The following is a 15103-nucleotide window of genomic DNA, read 5'->3' as shown; positions in this document are numbered from 1 at the left end:
GGTCAGTACCTTTCAGTTCAACGCAAACGCCCCTCCAGGGGGGGGAGGGGCGGTAGGTATGTCGTGCGATTGAATGAAAGTGTTCCGTCGCCGCCGTCGATCCTTTGTTACCGGGCGTAATAAAGTAGGCGCACCCGGTGCAGAAAAGTCGTCGGACGGCGCGGGCTTTTTGCCGTTCGCCCTGTCACTACAACAAGCTGATTGGATAGCTGACGATCAACCGGTTCTCATCAAACTCATTGTTGCTGTAGTCGCGGCGCATGCTGGAATTGCGCCAGCGCATTGTAAGATTTTTCAGGCTGCCGCTTTGCACGGTGTAGCCCACTTCGCTTTCCCGGCCCCATTCCTTGCCATCGTTGACAGTGGCGGTGTGCACGTTGCTGCCGCTGATGTAGCGGTTCATCAAGGTCAGGCCGGGCACGCCCAGGGCGGCGAAGTTGTAGTCATGGCGTACCTGCCAGGATTTTTCCTCGGCGTTGTCATAGCTGGCATTGAAGCTGTCGTTGGCCAGGGTGCCGCCGCTGGTGCCATTGACTCGCATCCACGCGCTGTTGCCGCTGAGCTTTTGCAGGCCGACGTAGAAGGTGTTGCCACCGTACCTGGCGGAGAACAGGCCGGACCAGGTCTTGTTGTCCAGGTTGCCGGCCCGGGCGCTGCCGTCGTCCTGGCCGTAGAAGAAGCCGAGGTTGGCCCCCAGGGTCCAGTCGCCCAGGGGCTGGCTGTGGGTCAGGTTGAGGTATTGCTGGCGGTAGATGTCCTTGAGCTGGGCATTCCACACGCCGACCTGGGTACGTTTGTCGTTGAACGCGTATTCGGCGCCCTGGAAGTTGAAGCGATCGGAGGTGAACGCGGTTTTCCCGAACATCGACATGTCCGTCATGCTGCTGTCGTCACGCGGGCTGTTGGCGCGGAACTGGCCGCCATACAGGGTCAGGCCGGCGATCTCTTTGGAGGTGATCTGCCCGCCGCGCAGGGTTTGCGGCAGGGAGCGGCCATCGTCCGAACGCAGGATCGGCAGTACCGGCATCCACTCGCCGACTTTCAACTCGGTCTGGGAAATCCGTGCCTTGAACGCCACCCCCAGGCGCCCGAAGTTATCGGCCGGCTTGCCATCGTGGTCCAGGGGCAGCAATTGGGTGCCGCCGGAGCCGCCGCCGCCGTCGAGCTTTTGCGAATACATGCCCAGCACATCCACCCCGAACCCCACGGTGCCCTGGGTGAAACCGGACTTGGCATCAAGGATGAAACTCTGCGTCCACTCCTGCGCGCCGCTCTGGGCCTTGGTCGGGTTGGTGAAATTGCGGTTGAAGAAGAAATTGCGCAGGTTGAGGTTGGCGCTGGCATCTTCCAGAAAGCCGTGTTCCTGGGCAACAACTGGGAGGGCAAGGCTGGCGACAGCGGTAGCCAGCAATAGCCGGCGAGGGTGCAAGGTGCTCATGGCATGGGACCTGTTGTTATTGGTGGTTTTCAGGTGCGGGCCATGGTGCGGGGCGTGTGTGGGGCGGTTCAATTGGGGGAGGGCGGGTTTTGGGCGGTGATCGCACGAAACTGTGCGCCCATGAAAAAGCCCACCAAAGGGTGGGCTTCATGTGTTGCTACGCCGATCAGAACAACTTGAGCTTCGGCGCTTCTTCTTTCACTGGCTCATTCTTCGCCGTCTGTTCGTTCCAGCCGCCGCCGAGGGCCTTGTACAAGGTCACTTCGCTGGTCAGTTGGGCCAGGCGGTCGGTGATCAGCGTTTGCTGGGCAGCGAACAGCTGGCGTTGGGCGTCGAGGAAGGTCAGGTTGCTATCAACCCCAATGCGGTAGCGACGCTCGGCCAGGCGGTAGTAGTCCTGGTTGGCCGCGACGAAATCACGCTGGGCCTGCAACTGTTGGTTGTAGGTCGCGCGTGCCGCCAGGCCGTCGGAGACTTCCTGGAACGCGGTCTGGATCGACTTCTCGTAGGTCGCGACGTTGATCTCTTTCTGGATCTTCGAGTAGTCCAGGCTGGCGCGCAGGCTACCGGCGTTGAAGATCGGGATGTTGATCTGCGGCGCGAACGACCAGGTACCCGAGCCGCCCTTGAACAGGCCACCGAGGTCCGGGCTCAAGGTCCCGGCATTGGCGGTCAGGCTGATGCTCGGGAAGAACGCAGCCCGTGCCGCGCCGATGTTGGCGTTGGCAGCCTTGAGGTTGTGCTCGGCCTGCAGGATGTCGGGGCGACGTTGCAGCAGGTCTGAGGGCAGGCCGGCCGGTACTTCGCTCAACAGGTCGTCGGACAGCGGCTGAGTGGCGAGATTCGCCGGCAGGCCGGTGCCCAGCAGCAGGGTCAGGTTGTTTTCGTCCTGGGCCACCTGGCGGGTGTAGCGGGCCAGTTGCACACGGGCGCTTTCAACCGAGGTGCGCGCCTGGCTCAAGTCCAGGGCCGAGGCCACGCCGACTTCGTTGCTGCGCGAGGTGAGCTTGAAGCTCTGCTCGTAGGCGGCCAGGGTGTCCTGGGTCAGCTTGAGCAGTTCCTTGTCCGCTTGCCAGGTCAGGTAGGCATTGGCCACGCTGGCCACCAGGCTGATCTGCGTGCTGCGGCGTGCTTCTTCAGTGGCGAAGTATTTCTGCAACGCTTCTTCGCTCAGGCTGCGCACCCGGCCGAACAGGTCCAGTTCGTAGGCGTTGATCCCGAGGGTCGCCGAGTAGGAACTGGTGATGTTCGATTCGCCGGTTTGCGAGGCCCGTGCCGGAACGCGCTGGCGGCTGCCGCTGCCATTGGCGCCGACGGCCGGGAACAGGTCGGCACGCTGGATGCGGTACTGCGCGGCAAAGGCGTCGATGTTCAGCGCCGCGACACGCAGGTCACGGTTGTTGACCAGTGCGACCTGGATCAGTTGCTGCAGGGCAGGATCGTGGAAAAACTGCTTCCAGCCTTGCTCGGCAGCGGCCTGGTTCGGCGCCTGGGCCGACGAGTACGCCGGCCCCTGCGGGAACTGGGCGGCAACCGGCGCTTCAGGCTGCTGATAATCAGGGATCAGCGAGCAGCCACTGAGCACGAATGCCGTGACTGCCAGGGAGAGTAGCGACTTGCGCATTAGCCAGCCTCTTTAGGAGTATTCGGTGTATCGGACTTGTCAGTTTTTTTCCGGCTACCCATGGCGGACACGGTCACGAAGAACAGTGGCACCCAGAAGATCGCCAGGACGGTGGCAGTGATCATACCGCCAATCACCCCGGTACCGATTGCGTGTTGGCTGCCTGAACCTGCGCCCGAGGAGATCGCCAGCGGCAGTACGCCGAGGACGAACGCCATGGACGTCATGATGATCGGACGCAGACGCATGCGGGACGCCTCGATGGCCGCCTCGACGATGCCCTTGCCCTGTTCATGCAGCTCCTTGGCAAATTCCACGATCAGGATGGCGTTCTTCGAGGCCAGGCCCACGGTCACCAACAACCCCACCTGGAAGAACACGTCGTTGGACAGTCCTCGCAGGCTGGTGGCCATCAGTGCACCGATCACGCCCAGCGGGACTACCAACACCACCGCAATCGGGATCGACCAGCTTTCGTACAGTGCTGCCAGGCAGAGGAACACCACCAGCAACGACAGGGCATACAGCGCAGGCGCCTGGGAGCCGGACAAGCGTTCTTCATACGACAGACCGGTCCAGGCATAGCCCACACCCGCCGGCAATTGCTTGGCGATGCGCTCGACTTCCGCCATCGCGTCACCGGTGCTGTAGCCAGGCGCCGGGGTCCCGAGGACTTCCATCGCCGCTACGCCGTTGTACCGCGACAGTTTCGGCGAGCCGAAGATCCAGTTACCAGAGGCAATTGCTGATAATGGCACCATCTTCCCGTCGTTGGCGCGCACGAACCATTTGTTCAGGTCTTCAGGGGACATCCGGCCAGCGGCCTCACCCTGGATGTAGACCTTCTTCACTCGACCGCGGTCGATGAAGTCATTGACGTAGCTGCCACCCAAGGCAATCGCCAGGGTCTGGTTGATGCTCGACAGGCTGATGCCCTGGGCACTGGCCTTCTCGTCATCAATGGTCAGCTCGTACTGCGGCTCATCGTTGACGCCGTTGGGACGTACGCCGGCCAGGATCTTGCTCTGCGCGGCCATGCCGAGGAACTGGTTACGTGCGTTCATCAAGGCATCGTGACCCACACCGCCCTGGTCCTGCAGGAACACGTCGAAACCGGTGGCGTTACCCAACTCCAGTACCGATGGGGGCACGATGGCAAACACCATGGCGTCCTTGAAGGTCTGGAAGAAGTATCCCTGGGCACGCTTGGCCACTTCGAACACCGACATCGATGCGTCGCGCTGGTCCCATGGCTTGAGCATGACAAATGCCAGGCCCGAGCTTTGGCCACGACCGGCAAAGTTGAAGCCGTTTACGGTAAATACCGATTGCACGGCCTTGCCTTCACCGGGCTCACCTTCCTTGTCGTTCAACAGGAAGGCACGCATGTCGTCGATAACGGTCTGGGTGCGTTCGGCCGAAGAACCAACTGGTGTCTGCACCTGGGCGAAGATCACACCCTGGTCTTCCTCGGGCAGGAACGCGCTTGGAATACGGGTGAACAGCCAGATCATGCCGGCGAAGATGATCAGGTACACCAGGAACGAAGGCGCCTTGTGCTTGATCATGTTGCCCACGCCACGCTCGTAGCTCAGTACGCCACGGTCGAAGGTACGGTTGAACCAGCCGAAGAAACCACGCTTGGGTTGGCCGTGTTTCTCGGGGTCGATCGGCTTGAGCATGGTGGCGCACAAGGCCGGGGTGAAGATTAGTGCAACCAGCACCGACAGGGCCATCGCCGACACAATGGTGATGGAGAACTGTTTATAGATCACGCCGGTGGAGCCGCCGAAGAACGCCATCGGCAGCAATACCGCCGACAGGACCAGGGCAATACCCACCAGGGCGCCCTGGATCTGGCTCATGGACTTGACCGTCGCCTCCTTGGGCGACAGGTGCTCCTCGGCCATCACCCGCTCGACGTTTTCCACCACCACGATCGCATCGTCCACCAGCAAGCCGATGGCCAGGATCATGCCGAACATGGTCAAGGTGTTGATGGTGAAGCCAAAGGCCGCGAGGATGCCGAACGTACCCAGCAACACCACCGGTACCGTCATGGTGGTGATGATGGTGGCGCGGAAGTTTTGCAGGAACAGGTACATCACCAGGAACACCAGGATGATCGCCTCGACCAGGGTATCGACTACCCCGGAAATCGATTCGGTCACCACCGGCGTGGTGTCATACGGAACCACGGCTTTCATGCCTGGCGGGAAGAACGGCTCCAGGGACGCGACCGTGGCACGGATGGCCTTGGCGGTGTCCAGGGCGTTGGCGCCCGATGCCAGTTTGATCGCCATGCCGGAAGCCGGCTTGCCGTTGAACTGGGCGCTGATGCTGTAGTTCTGGCCACCCAGCTCGACACGGGCGACATCGCCCAGGCGCACTTGGGAACCATCGCTGTTCACGCGCAGGAGGATCTTTTCAAACTGCTCGGCGCTTTGCAGGCGAGTCTTGCCGATGATGGTGGCGTTCAACTGAGTGCCGGGCAGGGCTGGCAGGCCACCCAACTGGCCGGTGGCCACCTGGACGTTCTGCGCCGCAATGGCACTGCTGACATCCACCGGGGTCATCTGGAAGTTGTTCAACTTGGCCGGGTCCAGCCAGATACGCATGGCGTACTGGGAACCGAAGACCTGGAAGTCACCCACCCCAGATGTCCGCGAAATCGGGTCCTGGATGTTGGAAACGATGTAGTTGGACAGGTCATCCTTGCTCATGGTGCCGTCTTCGGACACCAGGCCGATCACCATCAGGAAGTTCTTCACCGACTTGGTTACGCGGATCCCCTGCTGCTGCACTTCTTGCGGCAGCAATGGGGTCGCCAGGTTCAGCTTGTTCTGCACCTGAACCTGGGCGATGTCCGGGTTGGTACCCTGGTTGAACGTCGCGGTGATGGTCATGCTGCCGTCGGAGTTACTGTCCGAGGCCACATAACGCAGGTTGTCGATACCGTTGAGCTGCTGCTCGATCACCTGCACCACGGTATCCTGCACGGTTTGTGCGGACGCGCCTGGGTAGGTCACCTGGATATCAATGGCGGTTGGCGCGATGGCCGGGTATTGGTTGATGGGCAACTTCAGGATCGACAATGCCCCGACCAGCATGATCACCAGGGCTATTACCCAGGCGAAAATGGGACGGTCGATAAAAAATTTCGACATGTATTACTCCCCTTTGCCAGCGGCGGCGGCAGGAGCAGAACCGGCGGGCTTGGCGTTGGTGGCTTCCTTCGCTTCAACCGTGATGCCCGGCTTGATGAACTGCAAGCCTTCGGTGATCACACGGTCACCGGCATTCAGGCCCTTTTCCACCAGCCAGTAGGCGCCGGCGGTACGGTTGGCCACCAGCACGCGCTGTTCGACCTTGTTGTCGGCGGTGACGACCAGCGCAGTCGGGATGCCCCGGATGTCGCGGGTCACGCCTTGTTGTGGGGCGAGGATCGCCTTGCTGTTCACGCCGGCCTGCAATTGTGCGTGGACAAACATGCCCGGCAACAGGGTGTGATCAGGGTTGGGGAACACAGCGCGCAGGGTTACCGAGCCAGTGGTCTGGTCGACCGACACTTCGGAAAATTCCAGGCGGCCTTGCTGGGTGTATTCGCTGCCGTCTTCCAGGGTCAGCTTGACCATGGCCGCGTTTTCACCGGCTTTCTGCAGTTGGCCGCTTTCCAGGTCGCGACGCAGTTTCAGCATCTCGGCGGAGGATTGCGTGACGTCGACGTAGATCGGGTCCAGTTGCTGGATCACGGCCATGGCGTCTGCCTGGCCATTGCTGACCAATGCGCCTTCGGTGACCGAGGAACGCCCGATACGCCCGGAGATCGGGGCGAACACCTTGGTGTAGCGCACGTTGATCTGAGCCGTCTGCAGGTTGGCTTCGGAAGTCATGCGGTTGGATACGGCGGTGTCGTATTCCTGGCGGCTGACCGCCTGCTCGTTGACCAGTTGTTTGTAGCGGTCGGCAATCGACTTGGTCTGTTGCAGGTTGGCCTGGGCGCTTTTCAGGGTCGCCTCATACACCGACGGATCGATCTGATAGAGCTGCTGGCCTTCCTTGACGTCGCCGCCTTCCTTGAACAGGCGCTTGAGAATGATGCCATTGACCTGGGGGCGGACTTCCGCGATGCGGAACGCAGTGGTGCGGCCCGGCAATTCGGAGGTCAGGGTATAGGCTTGAGGTTGAAGGGTGACCACGCCGACCTGAGGGGTTTGAGCGGGCGGCGCCGCTTCTTCCTTTTTACATCCGCTGAGCAGCGATGCCAGGGCGACGGCAGTGACCAGAGCGGTAACAGCTGGCTTAAGTTGCATGAAGATCCTCGGGTCAGGCGCGCTTGATGCGCACAAGAAGTGTGGAAGGGTAAAAAACAGACAGTGAGTAGATAAGTAGCTTGCTAGGCAATATACTTACGTTCATGGTTGTTTGTAAACTCTTGACAGGCTTCGCGGATTCCTTACAAAGCAATGCCCAAAGCCTCGATTCTAGTACGTTCGATGCCCATGAAGGCGTCGTCCCATAATTATTCAGAAGGTGGTTATCCACCACCGCCCGTGTCCTGATTGAGGTGTTACTGCCATGGTTCGTCGTACCAAAGAGGAAGCTCAGGAAACGCGCAGCCAGATACTTGAAGCCGCCGAGCAAGCCTTTTATGAGCGCGGTGTTGCGCGCACTACGCTGGCGGATATCGCGGCGCGGGCGGGCGTGACGCGGGGCGCGATCTATTGGCACTTCAGCAACAAGTCGGACCTGTTGCAGGCACTGCTCGACACGCTGCACGAACCCCTGGACGAATTGGCCAGGGCCAGTGAAAGCGAGGATGAGGTAGATCCGCTGGGCTGCATGCGCAAGCTGCTGATCCATCTTTTTCATCAGGTGGCCCTGGACCCGAAGACTCGGCGCATTAATGAGATCCTGTTCCATAAGTGCGAATTTACCGACGAAATGTGCGACATGCGCCGTCAACGCCAGACCCATAGCCTTGAGTGCAACCTGCGTATCGGCCTGACGCTGCGCAATGCAGTCCACCGCGGGCAACTTCCGGAAAACCTCGACACCGCTCGTGGGGCGGTGTGCATTCATGCCTACATCAACGGGCTTGTTGGCCAGTGGCTTCTGGTGCCTGACAGTTTCGAGCTGTATCAGCAGGCCGAGCGCCTGGTGGATATTGGGCTGGACATGCTGCGCTTGAGCCCCAGCCTGCGCAATTGATACAAAATGCGTAATTACGTCTGTTTGTGTCAATAGTAAAGCCCAAGGACGGTCAATCGTCCTTCCGGCTTATTTGTGGGGTGACTTTATATACGCGCTGGCGCCAGGTTGAAAGGTAGCCGGCTAAGTATTTTGTAGCGATATTGTTGCATTGCTGTGAAGGAATGTTACCGAACCTGTGGGAGCGAACTATCGCTAGGTGATGTGCTGGCTGGCCCACCGCTATCGCGGGCAAGCCCGCTCCTACATTGGGCAGCGGTGTTTTGAAGATCCAATAAAAAGCCCCGGCTCTTGTGAGCCGGGGCTTTTGCGTTGTTGCGGGTCAGAGCGCCAGGGTCGGGTAGTCGATATAGCCGACCGGGCCTGGGGTGTAGAAGGTTTGCGCAATGGCTTCGTTCAGCGGTGTATCGGCTTTGAGGCGCGCCGGCAGGTCCGGGTTGGCGATAAACGGAACGCCGAAGGCTACCGCATCGGCCTTGCCCGCAGCCAGCCAGGCATTGGCGCTGTCCTTGGTGAAGCGCTCGTTGGCGATAAACGGGCCACCGAACGCAGCTTTCAAGTGCGGGCCCAGGCTGTCGTCGGCGTCTTTCTCGCGGGCGCTGATAAAGGCGATGCCACGCTTGCCCAATTCACGGGCGACGTAGGTAAAGGTTTCTGCCAGGTTGGCATCGCCCATGTCATGGAGGTCGGCCCGTGGTGACAAATGCATCCCCACACGGCCAGCGCCCCAGACCTCGATCACTGCATCGGTCACTTCCAGTAACAGCCGTGCGCGATTTTCCACAGAGCCGCCGTACTCGTCGGTGCGCTGGTTGGTGCTGCTTTGCAGGAACTGGTCGAGCAGGTAGCCATTGGCCCCATGCACTTGTACCCCGTCAAAGCCGGCGGCCTTGGCGTTCTCGGCACCCACGCGGTAAGCGTCGACGATATCGGCGATTTCTGCGGTTTCCAGGGCGCGTGGGGTCGGATAGTCGGCCAGCGGGCGCACCAGGCTGACGTGGCCGGCAGGCTGGATGGCGCTCGGTGCTACCGGGGTCTCGCCGTTCAGGTACGACGGGTGGGAGATCCGCCCCACATGCCACAGTTGCAGGAAGATCTTGCCGCCGGCGCCGTGCACGGCCTTGGTGATGTTGGTCCAGCCGCGCACCTGGTCGTTGGACCAGATGCCCGGGGTGTCCGGATAGCCCACGCCCATCGGCGTCACCGAGGTGGCCTCGCTGAGGATCAGCCCGGCAGAGGCCCGCTGCACATAGTATTCAGCCATCAGCGCATTCGGCACGCGGCCGGCATCGGCACGGCAGCGGGTCAGCGGCGCCATGATGATGCGGTTCGACAGCTGCACATCACCCAGTTGGATTGGATCGAAAATAGTCGTCATCGCAAACACTCGTCTGTTCTAAGTGGTTAATTAGTGGCGGGGGCCAGGTCGGCATCGCCGCTCTGGCGGAACGTGATCAGCGTGACCAGCAGCGCCAGGATCGCCAGGGCGGCAGCGGCCAACGGCACGCTGGTCAGGCCGAAACCATGGGCAATCACACTGCCGCCAACCCAGGCGCCCAGGGCGTTGCCGATGTTGAAAGCGCCGATATTGAGGGTCGACACCAGGTTGGGCGCGGCCTTGCCGAAGGTCACCACGTTGATCTGCAATGCCGGCACGGCGGCAAACGACGCGGTGGCCCAGAGGAACAAGGTGATTTCGGTGGGGATGATGGCGACGCTGGTCCAGGTCAGTGCGGTGGACACCACGGCCATGCTGATGAACACGCCGATCAGGGTGGCCGCCAGGCGCTTGTCCGCCAGCTTGCCACCGATGATGTTGCCCACGGTCAGGCCCAGGCCGATCAGCAGCAGGGTCCAGGTCACACCTTTGGGCGAGATGCCGGTGACATCGCCGAGCAGCGGCGCGACGTAGGTGAAGAGGGTGAACATCGACGCGGCAAACAGCGCGGTCATGCTCAGCGACAACCAGATCCCGGCACCCTTGAGGGCCGCCAGTTCGGCGCGCATATCGAGTTTCTCTTCATCACGCTTGGCCGGCAGGAAGCGGATCAGGCCGATCAGCGCAATCACACCAATCACCGTCACCGCCCAGAAGGTCGAGCGCCAGCCGGCTTCCTGGCCCAGCGCGGTGCCCAGGGGCACGCCGAGCACATTGGCCAGGGTCAGGCCGGTAAACATCAGGGCCACCGCCGAAGCACGCTTGTTGGCCGGCACCAGGTTGGCGGCCACCACCGAGCCGATGCCGAAGAAGGCGCCGTGGCACAGCGCGGTCACTACACGGGCAAACATCAGCACGTTGTAGTCACTGGCCAGGGCGCAGAGCAGGTTGCCGATGATGAAAATGCCCATCAGCGCTACCAGGGCAGCCTTGCGCGGCAGCTTGGCGGTGGCCAGTGCCATGAAAGGTGCACCGATGGCCACGCCCAGGGCATAGCCGGTCACCAGCCAGCCGGCGCCTGGAATCGACACACCGAGGTCGGCCGCCACATCGGGCAACAGGCCCATGATGACGAATTCGGTGGTGCCGATGGCGAAGGCGCTTAAGGCCAGTATGAGTAGCGAGAGAGGCATTGTGGGGTCCTTTACAGCGGTGGGCTGAGTTCTTCGGTGATGGCTTGGATAAACGCTTGGATCACGTCTTCATTGCGGCGGAAAAAGTGCCACTGCCCGGCTTTCTGGCTGCTGATCAAGCCCGCCCGTTGCAGGGTGGCCAGGTGCGCCGAGACGGTAGACTGCGACAGGCCGCAGCGTTGATCGATCTGGCCGGCGCAGATGCCGTACTCGTGGTTGTGCACTTGTTCGGGGAACTGCACTTTCGGGTCTTTCAGCCAGTTGAGAATGTCTCGCCGTACTGGGTGTGCCAGGGCTTTTATTATTTCGTCGAGGTCAATGGACATGGCAGGGCTCGGTGTGGGTAAAACGTTATATCGCGATGAGGCGAACTTTAAATCGCTATATCCCGATATACCAATACGATTTTGATCTTGTTACCAGATAAATCGGTATATCGGGTTATAACGATACGTTGGCGGCAGTGCTAAACTGCGCGCCATGAATTATCTCGCACATCTACACCTCGGCGGCCAACTTCCTGCACAACTGCTGGGCAGCCTCTATGGCGATTTCGTCAAAGGCCGCCTGCAGGGCCAGTACCACCCGCAAATCGAGGCGGCGATCCAGCTGCATCGCTCCATTGACCGTTTCACCGACAGCCACCCGTTGGTCGGGCAGGCGTTGTCACGGTTCACCCTGACCCGGCGCCGCTATGCGGGGATCGTCCTCGACGTGTTCTTCGACCATTGCCTGGCGCGCGATTGGGCACAGTATGCCGACCAGCCGCTGGAACGCTTTACCTCCCAGGTGTACCGGGTGCTGGCGGCCGAACCGCAGCTGCCAGGGCGCCTGGCGCAGATTGCACCGTATATGGCGGCCGATGACTGGCTGGGTTCTTACCGCGAGTTCGCGGTGATGGAGCACGTACTGCGGGGGATTGCCCGGCGCCTGAGCCAACCTCAGGAACTGGACCGGGCGATGCAGGAACTGCGGGTGCTGTATGAGCCGTTGAGCGAGGATTTCCGGGTGTTCTATCCCCAGTTGCAGGCCTATGCAGATAGTCAAATATCCACGCCGATCTAATGTGGGAGCTGGCTTGCCTGCGATAGCGGTGTATCAGTCGCCACTGCTATCGCAGGCAAGCCAGCTCCTACATTTTTTGCGTGTTTGCCTCAGGCCGCGTACGCCGGCCGAACCGGCACTTGCTCGCTTTGCGGCACCGCTCCAAACAGCGCCTTCTGCACCGCCTGCTGCGCCTGGTACGCCAGCACCGCACGCTCCTGCCCGGCGCAGGCAATGGGTTTGAGCAGATGAATCTCAACGTCGCCCTGATCGTTGCCAAACAGACGCATCAGGTGCGAGAGCAAATCATCGTCACCAATAAACGGCGCGAGCGGATCAATCTGCCCATCGCGCAGATAACGGATCGCCACCGGTTGCAGCGCCACATCGGCATCAATCGCACTGGCCAGCAGCCGGCCATGAAAGGTGCGCAGGCTGCGGCCATCAGTGGTGGTGCCCTCGGGGAACATCAGCAGCGGGTGTTTTTGCTCTAGATGCCGGGTCATCTGCTTGCGGATCAATTGGCTGTCCCCCGAGCCCCGGCGGATAAACAGGCTGCCGGCCTTGGCGGCCAACCAACCCGCCACTGGCCAGGTGCGCACTTCGGCCTTGGACAGGAACGACAGCGGCGCCACCATCCCCAGCAGCGGGATATCGGTCCAGGACACATGGTTGCTGACCCACAGCATCGGCTGTTGCGGCAACTCACCGTGCACGCTCACGCGAAAGGGCAGGGCATTGCTCAGGCGCGCCATGAAAAACCGCGACCAGCGCTGGCGCCGCACCATGGAATTGGCCACGCCCAAGCGTTCGAACAGGCCAAACACCCCGGCCATGCTCAAGCCCAGCGCCACCACCAACAGCACGCGGGCGATCCGCCCGTAGACCCGCAGGCGGCCCATCACATGGCCGCCTTGAAGTGACGGGCATAACGCGGGCACAACTCGTCGCGCTTGAGCAGGATGAACACGTCGGCCACCTGGAAATCCTCGTCCCAGCACGGCTCGCCGCAGATCTTCGCGCCCAGGCGCATGTAGGCCTTGAGCAGCGGCGGCATTTCGGCGATGACGTTGGATGGCAAATCCAGGCTTGGCAGGGGCTTTTTCGGCTCGGCGCGCAGGTGTTCGTTGCACAGGTAGCGTTCGCGCAGGCGCTGCATGATTGCGTGGGCCTGGATGCCACCGTCATGCATCGGGATGCTCGCGCAGCCCATCAGGTAGCTGTAGCCGCCCTGGTTGAGGACTTCGGCCAACTCGCCCCACAGCACCGCGATAGTGCCGCCGTTGCGGTAGGCCGGGTCGACACAGGTACGGCCGATTTCCAGGATCGGCCCCTGCAAATGCAACAGGCCGTGGAGGCTGAATTCTTCTTCGCTGTAGAACCGGCCCAGGGTGCTGGCCGCCTGGTGATCCAGCAGCCGGGTGGTGGCAACCAGTCGCCCGGTGTTCAAGTCCCGTACGCCAATGTGGCTGCAGTGAACATCATAGTCATCCATGTCCAGGCCCAGTTCTGCGCCTTTGAGCTTGGCATTGAACTCGCCGCTGAAAACGCTGAAACGCAAGGCCTGGGCTTCCTGCAAAGCCTGGGCGCCGATCAGGCGTTCGGCTTGCAGACGGCGTTCATTGCCGGTGTCACTGATGCGGGCGATCTGAGTCATGGCGAGTCTCCAGGTGCCGGCCAGGGTTGCGGCCAGTCGACTTTGTTGTGCAAAGTCAGGCTATGTACCCCCGGTGTCATCTCCATGAATCTACGGTGACGCTTAGATGACAGCCCCCAAGGAGCCCTCCATGCCCTGGCACGCTTTGCTCGATCGACCCGACCGACTGCCCGTCCACGCCAACCTGGCCGAGGGCTACAGCGTTTTATTGCAACGCCTGGGGCAGGTGGCGCCCTTTGAATTGGCGACCCAGGGCGCGCGGCTGATGGCCACGCCCGGCCTGGCGTTCCTGGTGGGCTATCAAGCGGCGTTGCGCGCGTTATGGCCCAGCGCGCCCCACAGCCTGGGCGCCTTGTGTGCGACCGAACAGCGCAGCCTGCGCCCGCTGGACATGCAAACGCGCCTGGACGACCTGCGCCTGAGCGGGCGCAAAGACTTCGTCACCGCCGGCGATGCGGCCGACTGGCTGTTGATCGCCGCCCGCTGCGAGGCCGCCGATGAAAAGCCACGCCTGACCCTGGCCGTGGTGCTGGCCGGCGAGCCCGGCGTACGCGTAGAACCCTTGCCCGCGATCGCCTTGATGCCCGACATCAGCCACGGCCGCGTCCACCTCGACCACGCCGCCTGCGAGCGCTTGCCGGGGGATGGTTGGGACGATTACGTCAAACCCTTCCGCACCCTGGAGGACAGCTATGTACTGAGTGCGATGACCGCCTGGCTACATGGCATCGGCCAGGAGTGCGACTGGCCCCAGGCCCTGCGCCTGCAGTTATTGGCGCTGCTGGCCGGCTGCGCCGAGGTCATTCGCCAGCCCAGCGCATCGGCGGCGGGGCATGTGTTGTTGGGAGGATTGTTTGCGCAGTTCGAAGCGCTAAAGCCGCAGGTCAATCAAGCGATGGCTCAAGGGGCGTGGGCCGCCATGTGGCAGCGCGACCAAGCCGTGCTGGACCTCGCCGCCAGCGCCCGGGCCAAACGCCTGGAAAAAGCCCTGAACCCAGCACCTCGCTGACTGTGGGATGAGCGTGTGTGGGAGCGGGCTTGCCCGCGATAGCAGGGGGACAGGCAATACAGGCGGTGACTGATATACCGCCATCGGGGCATAGGTATCTACACAACTCTTTAGTGATTCTTAGGTTTGTGTACATATCCATTGCTGCGGTCATGGCCACTTGGGGTTCCGCCCTGACGGCCAGCGTGGTTTAACGGGGCGCCTAAGATCAAAAGCAAAGCGAGGCGGCCTGACAGCCGACCTGATCATCGAAGCGTGCGCGTACTCTGTAGGAGCTGGCTTGCCTGCGATGGCGGTGCATCAGCCAATACATTTATCGACTGATATACCGCCATCGCAGGCAAGCCAGCTCCTACAGGGGAATGCAGCTTCGCGTCCCGGCTTTGCTGTTGCTCTGCTTTTGATCTGGCTTTTGATCTTAGGCGCCCCGTTAAACCACGCTGGCCGCAGGCAGGTATTGCGCAGTGGGCACCCCGGCATGGATGCCGGGGTAGCCGCGACACGGCCATGGATGGCCGATCGCGGCGGGCCCACGGAGCAATGCCTGAC

General features: G+C 61.6%; 12 protein-coding genes. 3 read left to right on the top strand and 9 right to left on the bottom strand.

Annotation, left to right across the window (positions count from 1 at the left end; translation table 11 throughout):
• Positions 1 to 187: 187 nt before the first annotated feature.
• The 4 genes from HBO11_RS25010 to HBO11_RS24995 form a co-directional block, all read right to left on the bottom strand.
• Positions 188 to 1438: an OprD family porin gene (locus HBO11_RS25010; RefSeq protein ID WP_169955524.1), complete on the bottom strand. Its 1251-nt coding sequence runs from the start codon at positions 1436 to 1438 to the stop codon at positions 188 to 190.
• Positions 1439 to 1604: 166 nt separating this feature from the next.
• On the bottom strand, positions 1605 to 3062 hold the full coding sequence (adeC, locus tag HBO11_RS25005) for an AdeC/AdeK/OprM family multidrug efflux complex outer membrane factor (RefSeq protein WP_169955525.1): 1458 nt from the start codon (positions 3060 to 3062) through the stop codon (positions 1605 to 1607).
• Entirely contained in the window at positions 3062 to 6229 is a 3168-nt protein-coding gene (locus tag HBO11_RS25000) for an efflux RND transporter permease subunit (RefSeq protein WP_169955526.1), read from the bottom strand. Before HBO11_RS25000 ends, adeC begins: the two co-directional genes overlap by 1 nt.
• A 3-nt stretch (positions 6230 to 6232) precedes the next feature.
• Positions 6233 to 7375 carry an efflux RND transporter periplasmic adaptor subunit gene (locus HBO11_RS24995; RefSeq protein WP_169955527.1) on the bottom strand — a complete coding sequence of 381 codons (1143 nt, stop codon included), beginning with the start codon at positions 7373 to 7375 and terminating at the stop codon, positions 6233 to 6235.
• 265 nt (positions 7376 to 7640) lie between these two features.
• On the opposite strand from HBO11_RS24995, the gene HBO11_RS24990 reads away from it, so the two are divergent.
• The gene (locus HBO11_RS24990; protein WP_032858025.1) at positions 7641 to 8273 is read left to right on the top strand and encodes a TetR family transcriptional regulator; all 633 of its coding nucleotides are present in this window, start codon (positions 7641 to 7643) and stop codon (positions 8271 to 8273) included.
• Positions 8274 to 8595: 322 nt separating this feature from the next.
• Here HBO11_RS24990 and HBO11_RS24985 read toward each other — a convergent pair whose 3' ends face one another.
• The 3 genes from HBO11_RS24985 to HBO11_RS24975 are packed head-to-tail and all read right to left on the bottom strand — an operon-like array spanning position 8596 to position 11170.
• Positions 8596 to 9651, bottom strand: coding sequence for an alkene reductase (locus HBO11_RS24985; protein WP_169955528.1), 1056 nt, complete (start codon positions 9649 to 9651; stop codon positions 8596 to 8598).
• 26 nt (positions 9652 to 9677) lie between these two features.
• Complete coding sequence (locus tag HBO11_RS24980) at positions 9678 to 10844, bottom strand: MFS transporter (protein ID WP_169955529.1); 1167 nt, start codon at positions 10842 to 10844, stop codon at positions 9678 to 9680.
• 11 nt (positions 10845 to 10855) lie between these two features.
• Positions 10856 to 11170 (bottom strand): helix-turn-helix transcriptional regulator, encoded by a 315-nt coding sequence (locus HBO11_RS24975; RefSeq protein WP_029297039.1) that lies wholly within the window; start codon positions 11168 to 11170, stop codon positions 10856 to 10858.
• Positions 11171 to 11324: 154 nt separating this feature from the next.
• Between HBO11_RS24975 and HBO11_RS24970 the strand changes: the two genes are divergently transcribed.
• Positions 11325 to 11909, top strand: a complete 585-nt coding sequence (locus HBO11_RS24970) for an ACP phosphodiesterase (protein WP_169955530.1) — start codon at positions 11325 to 11327, stop codon at positions 11907 to 11909.
• Between the two features lie 89 nt (positions 11910 to 11998).
• Here HBO11_RS24970 and HBO11_RS24965 read toward each other — a convergent pair whose 3' ends face one another.
• Positions 11999 to 12790 carry a lysophospholipid acyltransferase family protein gene (locus HBO11_RS24965; protein WP_169955531.1) on the bottom strand — a complete coding sequence of 264 codons (792 nt, stop codon included), beginning with the start codon at positions 12788 to 12790 and terminating at the stop codon, positions 11999 to 12001.
• Positions 12790 to 13545 (bottom strand): L-ornithine N(alpha)-acyltransferase, encoded by a 756-nt coding sequence (gene olsB / locus HBO11_RS24960; protein ID WP_057439788.1) that lies wholly within the window; start codon positions 13543 to 13545, stop codon positions 12790 to 12792. The genes HBO11_RS24965 and olsB overlap by 1 nt, the downstream gene beginning before the upstream one ends.
• Positions 13546 to 13675: 130 nt before the next feature.
• On the opposite strand from olsB, the gene HBO11_RS24955 reads away from it, so the two are divergent.
• The gene (locus HBO11_RS24955) at positions 13676 to 14554 is read left to right on the top strand and encodes an acyl-CoA dehydrogenase family protein (RefSeq protein WP_169955532.1); all 879 of its coding nucleotides are present in this window, start codon (positions 13676 to 13678) and stop codon (positions 14552 to 14554) included.
• Positions 14555 to 15103: the final 549 nt, after the last annotated feature.

It is taken from the genome of Pseudomonas sp. WS 5010 (genome assembly GCF_012985565.1).
In the GTDB taxonomy this organism is placed as follows: domain Bacteria; phylum Pseudomonadota; class Gammaproteobacteria; order Pseudomonadales; family Pseudomonadaceae; genus Aquipseudomonas.
The sequence above is the reverse complement of the archived record's forward strand: the minus strand, read 5'-3'. Positions and strand labels throughout refer to the sequence as shown.